The sequence below is a fragment of the Streptomyces chrestomyceticus JCM 4735 genome, from assembly GCF_003865135.1.
GTDB classification, from domain to species: Bacteria; Actinomycetota; Actinomycetes; order Streptomycetales; family Streptomycetaceae; genus Streptomyces; species Streptomyces chrestomyceticus.
The window spans coordinates 46,160-62,985 of the sequence record NZ_BHZC01000001.1; the positions used below are offsets into that span (position 1 = coordinate 46,160).

A 16,826-nucleotide genomic window follows, 5' to 3' on the forward strand; every position below is an offset into this window, starting at 1 on the left:
GGTGTCCCGCACTTCCGGCTCCGCAGCGGCCCGGCGGCGCACACCGGGCCCGGTTCCGACCTTCCTCCACGGCAGCGGATCCTTCACCGGCACCACCTCGACTGCAGCACGTCCACCCCGGCCTCTCGCGGAGTGCGGCAGACGCCTGCGGTCAGTCACGCCCAGCCCTACGGGAAAGTTGCTGGATGTAACGGTCGCGGCGTTGCGCAGCGCGGTGTGGGCGTTACGGCTGCGTTCGCGTCTCGGCGTGTGCGGCCCAGTCTGCTCGCGAACGACAGCAGGACTAACCGCGTGCTTCGGCCCGGATGGCCGGGCAGCACCGGGGTGTCCCCGCAAGATCGCACCAACGGTCGAGGCGAGATCGCATACGCGCAGAACATCAGGAGCTACTGGCGTTGTGGGTGAGAGTCCTGCGGAGACAGTTGAAACGCAGGGGCACAGGGCCTGCTCGCGGAGGACCATCGTCGCTATGGGGGTCGAACGCGAGGGTTCCAGGGACTATCTCTACTATGCGCCTGACTGGATCTGGCCAGCCAGCCATGAGGGCTATATCAAGTCGTTCCTGCTGTTCTTTGACGGAGTGGCTCTCTCCCTGCCGACGGATCTCGCAGCCGAGACGCTCGACCGAAGCCCGAACCTGGCCCAGCCGCTGCACGACAAGGGCCTCCTGGTCAATCTCGACCCCCACACCTGCCTGAGTCACGAGGCGTCCTCCACGCTGGCGCGCGGGCTGACCGACTGGCTGGAGAGCCAGCCCCGCCGACCGCCTGACCCCGATGTCGCAGCGGCGATCGCTTCACTGCAGTGGGCCCGGCACTGGTCGGCTCGGAGAGATTCATACAGGTGCTGCGGCGTCAGGGCTGCACGTTCCAGGGAGAAATTGTCAAGAGCTGTGGATTGGGTCGTTGACGTCTACCGCTGTTCCCACTCGGTCCGGGTGAGTTCGTACTCGACTTCACCATGTTCGGAGCCCTCGGTGGCCTCCGGCCAGTCCCCGGTGAAGTTCCGGACGAAGGACAGGCCGGACTTCTCCATGACGCGGCGGGAACGGGTGTTGACGGCCATCGTGTTCGCCGTGACCCGCTCGACCTCCAGGTCTGTGAACCCCTTGCGGATCAGGGTCTGGGCCCCCTCGGTGGCATAGCCGCGCCCCCATGCGGCCTGCTTCAACCGGTAGCCGAGTTCGACCACGGCGGGGCTGTGCTCCTCCAGCGGCCGGAACTCGAACCACCCTAGGAAGGTGTCGGTGGCCTTCTCCTGCGCGGCCCAGTAGCCGCGGGTCCTCCAGCACGGGTAGTCGTGCATCAGCCGCGGCAGGACCCTCGTTGCGATCGCCTCGCTGCTGGTGGGACGGCCTCCGTTGATAAAGCGCATGACCTCGGGGTCGTTGTCCAGGGCGAGCAGGTGGTCGGTGTCGGCCGTCGTGAACGCGCGCAGGACGAGCCGGTCGGTCTCCAGGAAGTTGGACATGTCGCGATCTTCACCACGGGCTGGCCGGGTCTGCCACCGGTTTTCCGGCTGATGGATGTCGGTGGTGATCATGCCGCGCGGTCGGCGGATCGCTCGATGAGGATGCCCCGCTCGAAGCGGGCCCCGGCCCGGACCAGTGCCACGAGGTGGGGCGCGTTCACGGCCCGCCATCGCTGCTGGGCGGACTCCACCAGCTTGAAGACCATGGCCAAGGCGGCGGTCGCGCTGCCGGCGCCCTTCGTGACCTTCGTGCGGAGTCGAACCGTTGCGAAGGTGGACTCGATGGGGTTCGTGGTGCGCAGGTGGACCCAGTGCTCGGCGGGGAAGTCGTAGAACGCGAGCAGTTCGTCCGTGTCGTCGGTGACCTTCCTGACGGCTTTGGGGAACTTCGCCTCGTAGGTCCTCTCAGACGCGGCGACAGCTTTGATCGCACGGTCGCGGTCCTCGGCGTCGTAGATCTCCCGCAGGGCCTTCTTCGCCCCGGGCTGAGCGGACTTCGGCAGGGCGTTCGCAACGTTGGCGATCTTGTGAACCCAGCACCTCTGATGGCGGGCCTCGGGGAAGACCTCGGTCAGAGCCTTCCAGAAGCCGAGTGCGCCGTCGCCGACCGCCAGCACGGGGGCGCGCATCCCGCGCCGCTGGCAGTCGCGCAGCAGGTCGGCCCATGAGTCGGCCGATTCGCGGTAGCCGTCGCTCATGGCGATCAGCTCCTTGGTGCCGTCCGTGCGCACGCCCATCAGTACGAGCACGCACGATTTCGTCTCCCGCAGGCGTATGCGCAGGTGGATGCCGTCGGCCCACACGTAGACGTAGTCGCTGCCGGACAGATCGCGCTCGCCGAACGCCCGGTACTCGGCCTCCCACTGCTGGGTGAGCCGGGTGACCGTCGCCGGTGACAGGCCTGCCGAGCTGCCGAGGAACTGCTCCAGCGCGGGCACGAAGTCGCCCGAGGACAGACCGTGCAGGTAGAGCAGCGGCAGCACCTTGCTGATCTTCGGCGACTTGCGGCACCAGGGCGGAAGAATCGCCGAGGAGAACCGCTTGCGCTCACCCGTTGCCTCATCGATGCGCTTGTCGTTGACGCGCGGGGCCCGCACCTCGACGGCTCCCGCGACGGTGGTGGCCTTCCTCGGCTGGTGGTGATCGTTGCGAACCACGAGACGGCGCCCCCGCTCGTCCTTCTCGTGCGCCAACTCGGCTATATAGGCGTCGGCTTCGTCTTCCAGCGCCGCGGCCGGCATCCGCTTCGCGCCCTCCCGGACGATCTCGTCGATCAAGGAGGAGCCGTTGGCGGTGGTGCCGTCGTCGTTCACTACGCTGAGCACGGACGTGTCTTCCCGGCCGACGCTGCAACGTCGGCCTTGCTCGGTGACCTATCGATCAATCACCCGGGAAGGTACGTCCTCCCGGGGCTGATCCACAGGTCTTGAGCATTGCTCCGTTCCAGGCGGCCGACGGCCTTTGGCGCATTGACCAGGACGTTCGCCTGATGATTCTCATGGCTTACTGCCGGACCCTTCATCGTGAGATGAAGGCAGCAGATATCACGCTGCAACCCGTGATGAGGGATATGCACAGCTTCCCGGAATCCGTGGGGCCGGCATTCCGGGACTTGGAACGCCCCGCTCAGAAAAGGTGGCGTCGGAATCGAGCGATGCATCGTGTGATCAAAGCCGACTGGCGTGAGGTCGGCGTTGATCTGTCGAGGGTTCCGCTCGACGAGATCCTGGGCTTCCGTGACCATCATGGAGCGGACTATCGCGCCTACGCGCAGGGCCTGCGGAACTTTGTGAGGGCATCCGAAGAGATGTCCGACACTCAGTTCGCGGCAGCTCTGCGTGATCGCAGTGAGCAGATCGACCACGCGGCTGCCGAGCTGCGAAGGTCTCTCAAGACGGCCTTCGGTCACACCGGTGCAGCGCTCATATTCTCGATCGCAGGAGCCACTTGGACCGCTACCCAGGGAGACATCGCGGCAGCGCTGCTGGCTGTGGCCAGTGCCGCCGCCAGCACCACGCGGCCCCCGCGCCCGGTAACGGCATACTCCTACCTCTACTACATGAAGAAGAGGTACTGACCGCGCGCTGCCCCTCGCAACGCGCACGGTTGCCGGGCAGCCGGCACACCACGAGCTGCAACCGCCCGGCAACCCACCGTTGAGGTGTGCCTGCGAAGCTCGGCTGTTCCCTCTCCTTCTCGCACGAGGGCTCCCGAACACGAGGGGGGCTTCGCCGTCGGCCGCGCCACCGTCGGGGGCATGGGCATGGGCATGGGCATGGTCGTAGTCGAGCAATGCGTCGAGGTACCCCCTATCGTCTCTTTGCGGGTCAGGCGCTGATGTTGCCAGGGCTTGGGCTCCGCATGCTGCCGAGAGTCCCGAGGCCAGGTACGGCCTTGATCAGCTCTCACCGCGCACCGGTCCTGCGCAGCGCCGTCCGGGACAGCTGAGGATCCAGATGCCCGGCGCGACGGGCCGCCCGCGCGGTGTGCCGGCGCGCATCAGGCCCGGCTGATACGTCCGGGCCATCAGGCGCCGGCCCTACCGGCGACGGACGCCTTCGGACCAGTTGGCCATCGTCGTCCTCCTGGTCAGCGGCGCGTCGGCTGAGATGCGACCGATTTTCACCATGTGAAGATGCGCCACTCCCCAGTCGGGTTGTGGCGCACCCATGCTGAGTCGGCCGTGTCCGGCTGGTGCCGGTGATCAGGTCAGCGGCGTCCCCAGCGTTCAGTGTCGATGATGTGGCGGTGCTGGTCGCGCAGGGTGGCGGTGTCGCGCTTGTTGTCCCACATGTGATCGCGGCGATTCTGGAAGACGTGCTGGAGGTTGTCGTGGCCCCGGCCGGTGTGCACCCGCGGCGAGCCAGGCCGGCGCGGGCCCGGTCAGGCAGGCAGCGCGTCGATGGCGGCCTGCCAGGGGTAGGCGTCGAGGTCGCCGTGGCGGGGTTTGTGCGGGGTGAACCCGGTGTCCCCGAGGAGCACGGTGACGCCCGCCTCGCGCAGGAATGCGACGTGCCGGGCGATGGCGGGGTGCGCGGCCTGGGCGTCGTTGAAGTGGGGCAGGGCGACGGTCGGCAGGCCCAGTCCGATGCCTTCGGTGATCAGTCCGAGGGCGAGGGTGTCGCTGATGGCGGTGGCCCACTTGGCGAGGGTGTTGGAGGTCAGCGGGGCGACGAGCAGCGCGTCCGGCGGCGGCAGCAGGTCATCCTGGCTGGGCAGCTTGTACTGGTGGCGGACCGGGTGTCCGGTGAGGGCTTCGAGGGCCTCGATCTCGCCTTCGGCGTCCTCGGTGGCCCACCGGTACGCGGACGGCGTGAGGACCACGCAGACCTCCCAGCCGGCCTCCTGGGCGGCGCGGACGGGGATGTGCAGGCGTCGGGCGGGCGGGGCGGCGCAGGCGATCAGGTACAGGGTGCGTGTGGTCACCGGGGCAGTCCACAGCGGTCAGCGAGCAGGCGCAAGCGGCCCTCGGCACTGCCCGCTCCGAGCAGGCGCAGGTCCTCGATGTGGGCCTTGGTGCGGGGCCGGCACCGTACCTCCTCGGGCGCCAGGTCGTCGGCTTCGAGGAGGGTTTCGACGGCCCTGGCGCGCAGCCCGGCCTGTGTCTCGCCGATGGCGCGGTCGGTCAGCAGGTGGGCACGGCGCTCGCGCGGCAGGTTCTCGACGGCGTCGCCGGGGATGTCCGCGGCGACCGCCACCGCCTCCGCGCCCTCGGAGAGATGGACGTGCGCGGCGACGCGGTAGAGCGAGACGTTCGTCGGGCCGAAGGACGTCCACAGCCGGTTGTCGTCGCCGCCGAGCCGGGCGGCGTGCTCGCCGGCCTCGTCGAGGTAGTCGGGCACCCGGCGGGCATAGCGGGCCGGGTGGCGGTTGTCGGCCTCGCTCGCGGCGGCGGCCGCCATGGCCGCCTTGAGGTAGAGCATCCCGAGCACGCTGTAGCCGTCGGGACCGCTGCGCAGCAGGTCCGGCTCCAGGCGCCGTGCGGCGGTGAGCACGAACTCGGCAGCGGCCGCCGCCTGGCCGTGGTTGGTCATCGCATCGCCGAGGTGGCGCGCGGCGCTCGCCATGATGACCGGGTTCTGCGACTGCTCCGCGGCGGTGACCGCCCGGTGCCCGGCGATGACGCCCAGCTCGGTGTCCCCCCACTTGATGGCCGCGGCCTCGGTGAGTTCCAGCGCGAGGGAGAGCACCTCGTACGCGGCGAGCCGGTCGTCACCGCGGTGGTGCTGAGCGGCCCGGGTGGCGTCCACCAGGAGTGCCGGGATCTCGCTGCCCAGCTGCGCGAAGTGGCCGGCCTGGAAGCCGGTGCGGGCGTAGGTGAGCTGGCGGTACAGCGCCGGGACGGGGGCCGGGTGGGCAAAGCAGTCGTCACAGGAGCCGGTGATGACGTCGTGGCGCTGCAGCGCGGCGCGTACGGCGTCGATCTGGCTCGCGCGGACGCATTCGGCGTCGATGGCCTCGGCCATCAGACGCTCCGGGGTGATGCTCAGGCGCAGTGCGGCCAGCTGGATCACCGACCACTGCGGGTCGGCCTGGCGGCGGCCGCCCTCCAGTTCCTCGACCCAGCGCAGGCTCTTGCCCATCAGGCGGGCGAACTCGGCGCGCGCGATGCGGCGGCGGGTGCGCCAGTAGTGGACGCGGCGGCCGGAATGGATGCTGTTCATGGGCGCTCCGCAGCGGAGGCGAGGACCCACACGCTTCGTGTGGCCTGTTTCGGGTCTACCGCATTTAGCGTCCGGATATGACGCACTCCCCGAAGCAGACCACCCCAACGTGGAGCGCCCGGCTCGCCCCTGACGCCGAGACGTACCAGCGGCTGCGTACCGCCGGCCCGGGGGCGACCCAGCTCGTGCGGTGCGGCGGCGGCCGGGAGGCGGTGGTCATCGTGCCGCTGCGGCGCGGGCTGGCCGCCCTCGACGCGATGGACCTGCCGGTCGCGGACGGGTACGCCGTGCTCGCCGACCACCTGCGCCAGGAGCTCATCGTGCTCGTGGCCGGCGGCCGGGCGGGCACCTGGGAGGGCGTGGCCGGCGTACGGGTGCTCTCGCGCGGCTGCTGGCTCCGGGCCCCCGCACCGGGCCGGGACGGCTCCCTCGCCTCGGCCTGGCTGAGTCAGCCCCACGGGCCCGCGCCCCGGTGGGGCGGCCCGGGCCACGAGCGCTGTCTCGGGGAGGTCCAGGTCGCCGTGGACGTCGACGCCCTGCGCGACGCGCTCGCCGCGGTCGACCGCAGGACAGCCGCCACCTGGAAAGTCACCTCATGCCGTACGCGGCTGTTCACGACCCGCAGGGCCTGGCCGGGGCGGAGCTGCCGCTCGACCGTGACACGCACGAGCAGCTGGTGCGGGCGGTGCTGTCGTGGACGTGCCCGGCCGCGCTGCCGTCCGACGACTTGGAGCAGGTGGCGCTTGTGCTCACCGGAGCTGCGCACGCGGTCGCCGCCGAGGTGCGGGGGCGCACGGCGCTGCTGCCCCGGGTCGATCGCCGCCTCGTAGTGACCCGCATCGTGCTGGACGAAGCCGCCGGGCGTCTGGCGGCTCCCGGCCGTGACACCCTTCACGGCGTCCAGCACCGCGCCCGGCTGATCCGCGCCCTGTACGCATGGCTGGACCACCTCAAGGACGCGTTGCCCCCCGCGCCAACCGCCTCAGCGGCGTCCTGAGGACGGTCTCCAGCCATAGGCTCCGCCCCCGAAGCCGCCGCCCGGCGGTACATCCCCGTGGACCCGGGCGGTCGGAGGCCCCGGCGCCGCACCGCCTGCTACGGCCTGCGGCCGCCGGGGCCTGCGGGGCTGCGCCCCAGGTGCGCACCCACGCAGCTGCGGCGGGGGCAGGATCGTCCAGGCGCCCGGGGGTGGTGAGGCCGCTGTTCACGACCATGGTCCTTGGGGTGTGGAGTTCACGGATGATGCGTTACGCCGGTGGTGTTCGCCGGGGGCGAGGTCAGGCCGCCGTGCCTGCCGTGATGGACGGCGGTTCGGCGGAGGTGTTCTCGCGCTTCCAGATCGCTGCTCCGGCGCACGCGAGGCCGATGAGGAACGGGTGGACGGCGCCGCGTTCGATGAGGCCGATGATCCCGATGGCCTTGTCGCCAGAAGTGATGATCACGGCGAGGTAGAGCAGCATCGAGATCAGACCGATCACGCCGACGGTGATCAACGCTCGGCCCATGCGGGCGGAGACGCCGATGCGCTGCCGGCGGCGTCCGAGGACGATGGCCAGCACGTTGCCGCCGGTGAATCCGGCGAAGGCGCCCATGCTGTGGTACTCACCGGTGCCGTCCTTGAGAGCCTCGCCCGATCCGGGATACAGCGCGAGCAGCACGCCGCCGACAGCCAGCAGCGCAGCGGGGACGAGCATGGCCCACCGGCGCCCGTGTGCCAGGTTCCGCAAAGTGGCCACTCCGGCCAGGATGGTGATCCCGAAGAGGAAGAATCCGGCGTTCATCACCCAGGCCAGCGGCGAGTACATGTACTGGCCGAACAGGGTCGACGGCCCGTGGACGCCCAGGTTGCTGATGAAGTCGTAGGTGTAGCTGTAGGCGGGATCGGTCCACGCGGCGGCGGAGATGAACTCCCCCAGCAGGAAGATCACTGGACCGGCGATCAGCAGCGCTCCCGCCCCGCGGCGTTGAGGCTGGGGTCCGTCCGCGTTGCTGTGCTCCCGCGCGTTCGTCGGTGGCTTCGCGCGCCGCACGGTGGAGCGCACGGTCGTGTCTTCGGTCATCGGCGTCGTCTTTCTGGTGCAGGGCCGGGCGCTGAGGCGCGGCGTTCGTGCCGGCTGACGGCAGGCGGACGCTCCGGCCTCGGGGATGACGGGTGGTGGCATGGCGGTTTGCCGTCGAGACGTCCGCCACTGAGCACTTTCGCTTCACTCGGACTCTAACTACATCGAGTTTAGTTTTACAACCGGTGGAGATAGCGACCGAGGGTAGAGTGAGGGCATGGTGGATTCAGTGCCCGTGGGGCGTCGTGAGCGCAAGAAGGCCGCTACGCGGACGGCGATCCTGGACGCGGCGACGGCACTCTTCCTCGACCGCGGCTTCGATGCCGTGACGGTGCGCGAGATCGCCGACAAGGCGGATGTGACACCCAAGACGGTCTTCACGCACTTCCCGCACAAGGAAGCGCTCGTCTTCAGTGACGAGGGTGAACGGCACGAGCGGCTCATCGCCGCGGTGCGGGACCGCGCGCCGGGGACCTCGGTCTCTGATGCACTGAAGGCGCATTACCTCGCCGAGATCGCCGCGCTGACGACCGAGCCGCAGAGCCAGATCCTTGCGCTGATGAACGGCACGCCGTCCCTGATCGACTACGCGGAGAAGATGTGGCTGCGTCACGAGGACGCGCTGATCGCCACGCTCACCGAGGAGTTCGGGCTCGACGAGCCGAGTGACGAGATCCGTTTCTACGTACGCTTCGCGCTGCAGATCCAGCTCATAGCTACGCGTGCGGCGGACCCGGAATCGTCCGTGGCCGCCGGTTTCCGGTTCCTCGACCAGGGCTGGGCGCACCACAGCGAGGGCCAGCGCTGCTAAAGCGTGTCGCAGAAGGCTGTGATCAGGGCATTTTCTTGGCGGGTGTGGATGGAGACGTTTACCGGACTGCGGGTGGATCAGTTCGGCCGACTGCTCAAAGCGGTCCGTGAGCGCGGTGGTGAGGGCTGCGGACGGGGCCGTCCGTGGCGGCTGCCGCTGACCGAGCGGGTGCTGCTGATGGCCGTGTACTACCGCACGAACCTGACCATGCGGCAGCTCCCGCCGTTGTTCGGGATCTCGTCGGCCACCGTATGCCGGGTGATCCAGCACCTGGGGCCGCCGCTCGCACTTGAGCCGGTCCCGCCCGGGCAGGACGCGGCCGAGCGGCTGTGGATCGTGGACGGCACGTTGGTCCCGCCCCGCTACCGGACGGTGGGCGCCTCGTCGCGCAACTACCGGTTCTCGACGAACGGGTAGCGGGCGCGCCGGCGGGGGCAGTCGTCCACGGCGAGCTCGTACCACGCCTCGCCGCGCTGCAGGGGCGGCAGCGTGGTGGCCGGCAGCGCAATGGTGATGCCTTGGACGTCGCGGGCGAGGGCCTGAAGGCGGCGATGGAGGCGGTGTTCGGGCAGGCCGGTCAGGACGACGTGCAGGGTCGGGAACAGGCGGCTGCGGGTGTAGCGGTGGCGGGCCCAGAAGACGTACGAGCGGCCGACGGTGCCTCGGGCGCCTTCCCAGACGCGGTGGCCGGCCTAGCGCTCGTAGTCCCAGACCTCCTGGGCCAGGCGGGCGCGGGGCATGGTGCCGTTGTCGACCTCGAACAGCCGCACCTCGCTGGTGGCGGTGGGCAGGGTGAGGACGGCGTCGGTGCTGAAGTTCAGGCCGATCGCTTTGATGGCGTGGTTGACCTCCACCTGCCAGCCAGTCAGGTGGTGGCGGCCGCCGTAGGCGAGGATCGTCTCGATCACCGCGATGCCATGCGGGCCGAACCCGGCCCGGATGCCCCGGGCTCCGGTACCGGCCCTCGGGCGCGACGGCAGCTCGTTGCCCTCGGCCAGAGCCTTCAGCCCTGCCAGGGTCAGGTTCCAGATCGGATCCCGGCCGTGCTTGCCGTTCGTCTCCGCCAGACCCTGGGTCTTCAACTGCTGCATCGCCCTGCGTACGTACGACCGGCCGTCCGGACCCTCCGCCGTGATGACCTGAGCCATCTGCCGGACCGTCGCCATCCGCACACACCCCAGCATCCGCAGAGCATCCGCACGAACCCGGCCAGCAGTAGGAGTAGACCTTGTCCCGGTCGCTGACGCTTCAGGGACAAGGAGAGAGGTGTCGGCCCGCCGGAAAGCGGCCGGGCAGGGGGTGTGGCCTGTGGTTTTATGTGTGGCCGCCGCCACGGTCGCGGCACTGGTCACGGCACTGACCTGCCGGCCGCCGACAGGGGGGTGTGCGTCGGCCGTCGCCGTCGTCCGGGCGTGGTGGTGGTACGTCATCGCGGGTGACCTCCAGCGATCGGGCGGGCTCCGGACAGAACCCGCGCTTGTGACCGATAGAGGTCCGGCCCAGCGCCCCCGCGTGACCGGCCACCACACTTCCCTCAGCGGAGGTCCGCCGGAAGCCCGCCGATTCCTTTCGCGCGCACGGACCGGCAGCAGGCGCGCATCCCGTGTCCTGACCGCGCCCCGCCCCAGCAGACGCGCGCAAGGGCTGGCGCGTCTGATGCGCGGCTTCGAAGGCTGCGGCGTGCTCGCCGGCGCGCTGTCCACGGACAGTGGGGCGTCCGGGTGAGCGGACATGAAACCCGGAGGTGCTGCCAGACAAGGACGAGGGCCCGCTCACCCAGCGCAACCGGCAACGCCATGCCGCCGTGCACGCCCTGATGGAACGGGGCGTGGGCCTGAAGGGGAGCATGCGGGAGCTGCGGCTGGACCCCAAGACCGTTCGAAGGTTCATGCGGGCGGCCACGGTCGAGGAGAGCCTCACCCACGGGCCGTCGGGCCGCACCGGAATGCTCGACGCGCACGCCGACTACCTTGCCTGGCGCTGGGACGAGGGCTGCACCGGCGCCCACGTCCTGCACGCCGAACTCACCTCCCAGGGCATTCACGTCAGCAAGCGCACCGTCCGCCGCTTCGTTCACCGGATGCGCGAGCACGGCGCGCCCACGCCCCGGTCGCTGGCGCCGAAGGCGCGCGAGGTCAGCGCACTGATCCTCACCCCCCCCGACGCCTTGGCCGAGCCGGACCGTGCCTTGCTCAAGGAGTTCAGCGCCCGCTGCCTCGACCTCGCAACCATCCTCACGCTGGTCGAGGAGTTCGCCGAGATGCTCGTCAACCGCAGGGGCGACCAGAGCCTCGACGGCTGGATCAACTCCGCCAAGACCAGCGGCGTCCCGGAGCTGCACGGCTTCGCCGACAGCCCGGCCCGCGACCTCGACGCGGTCCGCGCCGGACTGCCCCTGCCCTGGAGTTCGGGTGTCGTCGAAGGGCACTTCAACCGGATCGTGCTCAAACGCCAGATGTTCGGCCGGGCTGGACAGCGCCTCCTCCCCCACCGCATCCTGCTGGCCCACTGAAAACGCGGCGAACCAGGTAGATTGCCGAAGGCTACGAAGGGAGAGGCCCATGGACCCGCGGCTCCCACGTCTCCACGACAAGCTGTTGAAGATCACCGCCAACCCGCATCGCAGCCATTCCTTCGGCGAGGACAAGCACCAGTTCCGCCTCGGGCCGCCGCTTGCGCAGGAACGGATGCAGTCCTTCGAAACTGATCTCGGAATCGCGCTTCCCAGCACCTTCCGGGCATTCCTGACTGAACTGGGCGCCACCGGCGCGGCCCCGTTCTACGGTCTGCTACCGCTGGAGCAGCACGAACTGTTCACCATGGACCCGGAAACAGCGACGCACACTCCACGCGGCTTCACCCCTCTGGAACAGCGCCAGCACCACGGCGACCTCTTCCTCCACATCATCGAGGCAGGCTGCAGCGACCTGGTCCTGCTCGGCATCACGGGCCCGCTCCGCGGACGGATCCTCACTGGCAACTCCGACGGATTCTGGGGCCCAGACCTCTCACCGGCCGCGGACTTCATCGCCTGGTACGAACTCTGGCTCGACGACATGGCAGCCGGACGGGACAACCGAGCCCTGGAACTCTCCGCGCCTCCCTCGCACACCCCGTGATCCAGCACGCTCGGTTACTACTTCGCGAAAATCTTGCGAGACCCAGCTGTCCTGTCCGCCCACAAGGATCTTGCGCTGTCCGCTCTCACGCGCCGCGCGCACCAGCCGAGTCTGATCACCTCGAGCGCGCCGCACCGCGCCGTATCACAGCACACCTTGCCGACACCCTTGCCAACCCGCGCCGCAGCCGCGCGCTCCCTTGCCGAACGCGCGCACCGGCCCCCGAGGTCGGTCGCCGCGTTGCGCGCGGCCGGGAGCCGAGGAGCTGGAAGGAGAGGAGGTAGGGATCATGGGCAAGCACAGCAGCGGAAAGGGCGGCGGGTCGAAGAGCGGCGGTGGCCAGCGCATGAGTCCGGCCGCGGCCTCGCGGGTGCAGTCCGCCGGCGCGAAGAACCCGGGCAGCCGTACGGCCGAGAGCGGCTTCGCCTCCCGTGCGCAGTCGGCCGCGGCCAAGGGCGACGGCCGCCAGCAAGGTGGCCGCTGAGTCGCTGGAGCACTTCGGCCAGGAGCCCCTTCACCGCGGCCGCCGTCCGGGCTGTCAGTGCTCACTCGCATCATGGACGGCGTGAGTGAGCAGATCGAGGAACCCGAGCAGGTCCCGCCGTGGCGGCCCGAGAACGGGCCCCAGCCGCAGGTGTGGCGCTGGCCGGCTGGTGACCGGCCGGCCCTGTACGTCTACGACGGCGGCACCTGGAAGTACGCGCCCGTCATGGCGAGCCTGGACCACGCCGACGGCCGCACCGAATGCCAGGTCACCCTCCAGACCAGCCCGGACCGCGGCACCGTGCACCGTGCACCGTGCACCGGGCGTACTGGTGGCCTCAGCCCGGCCTGCGCCAAGCTCACGGCGGCACCTGCGAGCCCATCGACCGCGAGCCCATCCCGACGACCACGCCCGGCTGACCTGCCGGCAGCCGAGCAACGAAGCACTGGCCGTGCATGGCGGGCCGGGCCGCGGGGCGGGGTCGGTCCGCCTTGTTCCCGGGGAAGACGAACGAGGTACGGCGGGCCCGGGCCGGCGGCGGCCAGACGCCGGTGACGAACCGGCCCGCCCCGCCCCGGCCCCTGTCTTCTTCTCGGCGTTCTCAGCGTCGGCCCAGGGACCCGGGCCGGTACGGGACACCGGCGCGGTGACCACCACCCCGCACCCCGGGCCCTCGGCCGGGGCGTCACCCAGCTCCTCCCCCAGCCCGGCGACACCTCCGCAGCCGGCCGCGCCACCTCCCTGGCCGCCCTGCGCACCCTCCCCGTCCACGCCGGCGCCCTCGAAGCCGCCGCCGCCCTCCTGGAAAACCTCCAGGACCCGGCACACGACGCGGACGACACCACCGTCGCAGCCGCGGCCGCCACCGTCACCCTGCTGCGCCAAGCCCTGCACCCCGACACCTGACCGGTCAGACAGCCACCTGCGGCATGGACCTGCCCTGCACGGCACAGACCGACTCCAGACACCGCCGGCAGAAAGGATGCCCGCCGTAGCCGAAGCGATGGCACGGCTGATGACACCGGGCACACCTACCGACCTGGTCAGATGGGCAGGACAGCGCAGCGCTCGGACGAGGGGTGGGCGTGGTCATGACGGTCGGGTCCTCTCTCGTTCAACGCTAAAGGAACCGTTTTTCCGCTCCGATATTCCCCGCGCCGACGATCGGCTGTCTACGAGGTGACAGGGAGCTCGTCGACGGCCAGGTCCTCGCGCACGCGCACGGGCGGCCCTTCCTCGTCGCCATGTGAGCACAACCCTCCACCCGGCTCGGAGGTCAACCCTGCTGATCAGTGTTGATCAGTGTCGTCACAAGTCCCGACCGGAAGAGGTATCCGATGTTTCTTCGCCGCGCCCTGACCACGGCCCTCGCCGCGGCCGTTCTTCCGGCGGCTGCCCTGGTGGCGGCCCCCGGCGCGTATGCGGCCGGGCAGGCCGGAGAGGAAGTGCCCAGCTGTTACGACGTCTCCACCGCGAACGGTGACTACGAGCAGAAGACCATCAAGCTCCTCCAGACCGACGCCGACGGCCCAGTCGTCCGGGGCGGCGCCTGGCGGTCGTTCCGGGCGACGGTGACCAACATCAGCAGCACGACCCTGAAGACGCTCGACATGTCCGTCTACGCCTGGCGGCAGGTGGAGGACGAGGACCCGGTGATCGGCGGGTTCATAGCGTTCGAGTACAAGTCCAAGAAGACCGGCAAGTGGACTCCCGTGGACCGCGCGTCCTCCCGCTTCGTGACCGACGGCGTCGTGAAGTCCGGGAAATCGGTGACCTACGACCTCCGGCTGCGCGCCACGGCCGACCTGCCGGCGCACATGACCTGGGGCGACGTCAGCGTGAACGCCTCCTTCGTGGACCGCTACCGCTTCCCCGACGGCAGGGTGATCTCCTGCAGGGCAGGCGAGACGGGCCAGAACATGATCCACATCACGGACGCGACCGCCGCCCGGCCCACTGGCCCCGCCCGCACTTCGCCGCGGAAGAGCTGACTGACCGGTGCGGCGGTGACGTGAAGAGGGGCCCGGCGCGAGTGCGCCGGCCCCTTCCCTCACGCGTACGGGTCACACCTTGTCCAGCGTCCAGAACGCGAAGTCCCTGCCCAGGTTGGGGAGAATGCTCTCCTCGGCGTAGAGCCACGCCTTGCCGCTCGTATTGTACACCATGGAAGCGCCGGAGGTCGTGAACGATGCTCCCTTCGTGTGGGATTGCGCCACCCAGATGTGCGCGTCACCTTCCTGCACCAGCTTCACGCCGGTCGCGACACGCTGCAGATAGCGGTATCCGCCCCAGTTGCTCGACGTCATCTCGATGGCGTAGCCCGTTCCCCTGGTGTGGAAGACGACCGGATAGCCCTTGTCGCCCGCGTTATTCGCCAGCAGGCAGAAGTCCCAGTTCATGTAGGGCTCTCGGCTGATCCCCCGGCCACTGCCGTTGGTGATCACCATGTAGTACTGGATCTCAGGGGTGATGTCGACCGCCATTGCGGCCCCCTTTCCCTGCCGCGATGTGCTTCGCGGATACGCCCCCGTCCGACTGAGCCCTTCCATGCTTTCGCCGGCCGTCGAGCCCGTCCATGCCGCCGGTCCGTACGGGGACGCCGTACGGTGGCATTCCGGCCCGTGCCCTTGCGGCCGGGTCGGCACCCAACGGCTGACCGGGGGCTTTCACAAGGCTCCCGAACCCGGAACGCCTGGTGGAGAGCGACCGAAATACGACGGCGGCGCGAGAACTCTCCCAAAATCGCCTGCGCCTCACCCGCCACCATGTGTGCAGCTCGGCTGCACACGGAGGCCACCCATCAGGAGGGGCCGGTGGTTGCGTTGACGGGTTTCGGGTTCAGGCACACAGCACCGCCCCTTCGGGATCCGTCTTGACGGCACCCAGGCGGAGCCAGCTCTGAACGCCTATGCGCAGATCTGTCTGGCCAGGCTGCGGTCCCATGCCACCGGCGTCCTGGCCGCGGACGATCTGGACGCCTTGGACGCCCTGCTGGATGAGACGCAGCCGCACAGCATCGCGCACCGAGACGACCTGAGCGTGCGCACCACCCGCACCGCCTGGACCGCCCGGCGCCTCTGAGCCGGGGATGCCGTTCATGTGAGGTGGAGGGCGGCCAGGGCGGTGGTCCAGTCGGTGGCGATGGCCTGCTGGGCCCGGGCGAGGGTGACCTGCCCCGCGCACAGCGCCTGGTGCAACTTGTTCTGCACGGCGTCCTTGGGGTTGGTGGGGCCGCTGCCGGGCTGGTGCCCGGGTGAAGGGGGTTCGACCCACAGGTTCCTGGCGTCATTGGGATCGCCGCCGGGTTCGAGGCTGATGAGGTGGTCGTACTCGGCGTCGTGCAGGCTCGGGGTGTAGCCGTAGGAGCGGGCGTCGGCCGTCTTCTCGACGCTGGTGACGGACACCGGCGGCCGGATCGCCGAGGTGTAGCCGCCGGTACGGCACACGATGGAGGCCAGCGTCTTCTGGGTGACGTCCGGGTTCAGTGCGCCCGGGGTGCAGGAGGCATCCTGCAGCGGCTGACCGCGGACGGTGCGGTAGTGGCACGTACCCGGGGCGGGCTGGGCCTGCACCGTGTAGTGCGCCTGCGGACCCGGCCCGTTCACAATCAGCGACGAGGCGGCACGGCCGCTTGCGGAAGCCGCCGAGCGGGCCGGCGCCGCACCGGACGCCCCTGCGCTCTCCCGGTGCTTGCCGTTGGCGGAACCACCACCGTTGCCGCCGGTGCAGCCGGTGAGCAGCGCAGTGCCCAGCAGCACGGCCACCGCCGGCCGCAGCGCAGACGAAGGCAGGGACAACACGGCCTCCTGGAGGGCGGGGACATGACCAGACTGGCAGGCCACAGCGGTACGGGAAGCCCCCGCGAGCGTGAAGTTCCGGTACCTGCTTTGACCGCGTGGCCCTCTGGTGTCCGCGCAGCTGCGGGGCCGGTGTCCTGGCCCCGCAGCGTGCCGTCGGCGTGGGAGTCCGGCTATGTCTTCCGCCCATGCGTCCACCCGTTCACGCGGTTTCCCTCGATGCGCCAGGCCAACCGGGCGTTGCGCATGAACCGTTCCATGGCGTACGTGCTGATGAGCGCCGCGAAGTCGGCATCGTCGGCGCAGTATCGGACCAGGTGGGTGCCGAGGTGGGGCAGGTCCTTGGCGCGGCCCGTGGCACGGTTGAGCGCGGGACGCTTTTCCACTCGCTGGGATGACGCCAGCCGACTGCTCGTCAGCG

Annotated in this window: 19 protein-coding genes and 1 pseudogene; 9 read left to right on the forward strand and 11 right to left on the reverse strand. The window is 69.9% G+C overall.

The genetic code is table 11. From position 1 onward, the window contains the following. Positions 1–912 precede the first annotated feature (912 nt). Both EJG53_RS00190 and EJG53_RS00195 read right to left on the reverse strand, forming a co-directional pair. Entirely contained in the window at positions 913–1,470 is a 558-nt protein-coding gene (locus EJG53_RS00190) for a GNAT family N-acetyltransferase (RefSeq protein WP_125042787.1), read from the reverse strand. A gap of 68 nt (positions 1,471–1,538) precedes the next feature. Beyond that, a complete protein-coding gene (locus tag EJG53_RS00195) occupies positions 1,539–2,795 on the reverse strand; it encodes an IS256 family transposase (protein ID WP_125042789.1) in 1,257 nt (418 codons plus the stop codon). A gap of 101 nt (positions 2,796–2,896) precedes the next feature. Between EJG53_RS00195 and EJG53_RS00200 the strand changes: the two genes are divergently transcribed. Beyond that, positions 2,897–3,547 (forward strand): hypothetical protein, encoded by a 651-nt coding sequence (locus EJG53_RS00200; RefSeq protein WP_125042791.1) that lies wholly within the window; start codon positions 2,897–2,899, stop codon positions 3,545–3,547. Between the two features lie 632 nt (positions 3,548–4,179). Here EJG53_RS00200 and EJG53_RS40510 read toward each other — a convergent pair. The 3 genes from EJG53_RS40510 to EJG53_RS00210 are packed head-to-tail and all read right to left on the reverse strand — an operon-like array spanning position 4,180 to position 6,134. Further along, positions 4,180–4,323 (reverse strand): hypothetical protein, encoded by a 144-nt coding sequence (locus EJG53_RS40510; protein WP_154806345.1) that lies wholly within the window; start codon positions 4,321–4,323, stop codon positions 4,180–4,182. 30 nt (positions 4,324–4,353) lie between these two features. Continuing rightward, positions 4,354–4,896: a flavoprotein gene (locus tag EJG53_RS00205; RefSeq protein ID WP_125042793.1), complete on the reverse strand. Its 543-nt coding sequence runs from the start codon at positions 4,894–4,896 to the stop codon at positions 4,354–4,356. Beyond that, complete coding sequence (locus tag EJG53_RS00210; protein WP_125042795.1) at positions 4,893–6,134, reverse strand: XRE family transcriptional regulator; 1,242 nt, start codon at positions 6,132–6,134, stop codon at positions 4,893–4,895. The genes EJG53_RS00205 and EJG53_RS00210 overlap by 4 nt, the downstream gene beginning before the upstream one ends. Positions 6,135–6,211: 77 nt before the next feature. Between EJG53_RS00210 and EJG53_RS41930 the strand changes: the two genes are divergently transcribed. Continuing rightward, on the forward strand, positions 6,212–6,964 hold the full coding sequence (locus EJG53_RS41930; protein WP_244954886.1) for a hypothetical protein: 753 nt from the start codon (positions 6,212–6,214) through the stop codon (positions 6,962–6,964). 11 nt (positions 6,965–6,975) lie between these two features. Further along, a complete protein-coding gene (locus EJG53_RS41935; protein WP_244954887.1) occupies positions 6,976–7,131 on the forward strand; it encodes a hypothetical protein in 156 nt (51 codons plus the stop codon). Between the two features lie 280 nt (positions 7,132–7,411). Here the strand turns inward: EJG53_RS41935 and EJG53_RS00220 are convergent, their stop codons facing one another. Next, entirely contained in the window at positions 7,412–8,194 is a 783-nt protein-coding gene (locus EJG53_RS00220; RefSeq protein WP_125042799.1) for a DUF998 domain-containing protein, read from the reverse strand. A gap of 217 nt (positions 8,195–8,411) precedes the next feature. Here EJG53_RS00220 and EJG53_RS00225 point away from each other — a divergent pair, with 217 nt between their 5' ends. Both EJG53_RS00225 and EJG53_RS00230 read left to right on the forward strand, forming a co-directional pair. Continuing rightward, positions 8,412–9,005 (forward strand): TetR/AcrR family transcriptional regulator, encoded by a 594-nt coding sequence (locus EJG53_RS00225; protein ID WP_125042801.1) that lies wholly within the window; start codon positions 8,412–8,414, stop codon positions 9,003–9,005. Between the two features lie 48 nt (positions 9,006–9,053). Then, positions 9,054–9,416, forward strand: a pseudogene (locus EJG53_RS00230) (helix-turn-helix domain-containing protein); the annotation flags it as partial. A gap of 281 nt (positions 9,417–9,697) precedes the next feature. On the opposite strand, the gene EJG53_RS43560 reads toward EJG53_RS00230, so the two are convergent. Then, on the reverse strand, positions 9,698–10,738 hold the full coding sequence (locus EJG53_RS43560) for a replication-relaxation family protein (RefSeq protein ID WP_307721661.1): 1,041 nt from the start codon (positions 10,736–10,738) through the stop codon (positions 9,698–9,700). 11 nt (positions 10,739–10,749) lie between these two features. Here EJG53_RS43560 and EJG53_RS00240 point away from each other — a divergent pair, with 11 nt between their 5' ends. The 4 genes from EJG53_RS00240 (at position 10,750) to EJG53_RS00260 (ending at position 14,599) form a co-directional block, all read left to right on the forward strand. Further along, a complete protein-coding gene (locus EJG53_RS00240) occupies positions 10,750–11,517 on the forward strand; it encodes a transposase (RefSeq protein WP_125042803.1) in 768 nt (255 codons plus the stop codon). A 49-nt stretch (positions 11,518–11,566) separates the two neighbouring features. Then, a complete protein-coding gene (locus tag EJG53_RS00245; protein WP_125042805.1) occupies positions 11,567–12,124 on the forward strand; it encodes an SMI1/KNR4 family protein in 558 nt (185 codons plus the stop codon). A gap of 289 nt (positions 12,125–12,413) precedes the next feature. Continuing rightward, positions 12,414–12,608, forward strand: coding sequence for a hypothetical protein (locus EJG53_RS00250; RefSeq protein WP_125042807.1), 195 nt, complete (start codon positions 12,414–12,416; stop codon positions 12,606–12,608). 1,337 nt (positions 12,609–13,945) lie between these two features. Further along, positions 13,946–14,599, forward strand: coding sequence for a hypothetical protein (locus EJG53_RS00260; RefSeq protein WP_125042808.1), 654 nt, complete (start codon positions 13,946–13,948; stop codon positions 14,597–14,599). A gap of 72 nt (positions 14,600–14,671) precedes the next feature. On the opposite strand, the gene EJG53_RS00265 is transcribed toward EJG53_RS00260, so the two are convergent. From EJG53_RS00265 to EJG53_RS41420, 4 genes are all read right to left on the reverse strand, one after another. Next, a complete protein-coding gene (locus tag EJG53_RS00265) occupies positions 14,672–15,091 on the reverse strand; it encodes a hypothetical protein (RefSeq protein WP_125042810.1) in 420 nt (139 codons plus the stop codon). Positions 15,092–15,446: 355 nt separating this feature from the next. Next, entirely contained in the window at positions 15,447–15,632 is a 186-nt protein-coding gene (locus tag EJG53_RS40515) for a hypothetical protein (RefSeq protein ID WP_154806346.1), read from the reverse strand. A 71-nt stretch (positions 15,633–15,703) separates the two neighbouring features. After that, entirely contained in the window at positions 15,704–16,405 is a 702-nt protein-coding gene (locus EJG53_RS00275; protein WP_125042812.1) for a hypothetical protein, read from the reverse strand. A 173-nt stretch (positions 16,406–16,578) separates the two neighbouring features. Then, on the reverse strand, positions 16,579–16,791 hold the full coding sequence (locus EJG53_RS41420; RefSeq protein ID WP_174856347.1) for a hypothetical protein: 213 nt from the start codon (positions 16,789–16,791) through the stop codon (positions 16,579–16,581). Positions 16,792–16,826 lie beyond the last annotated feature (35 nt).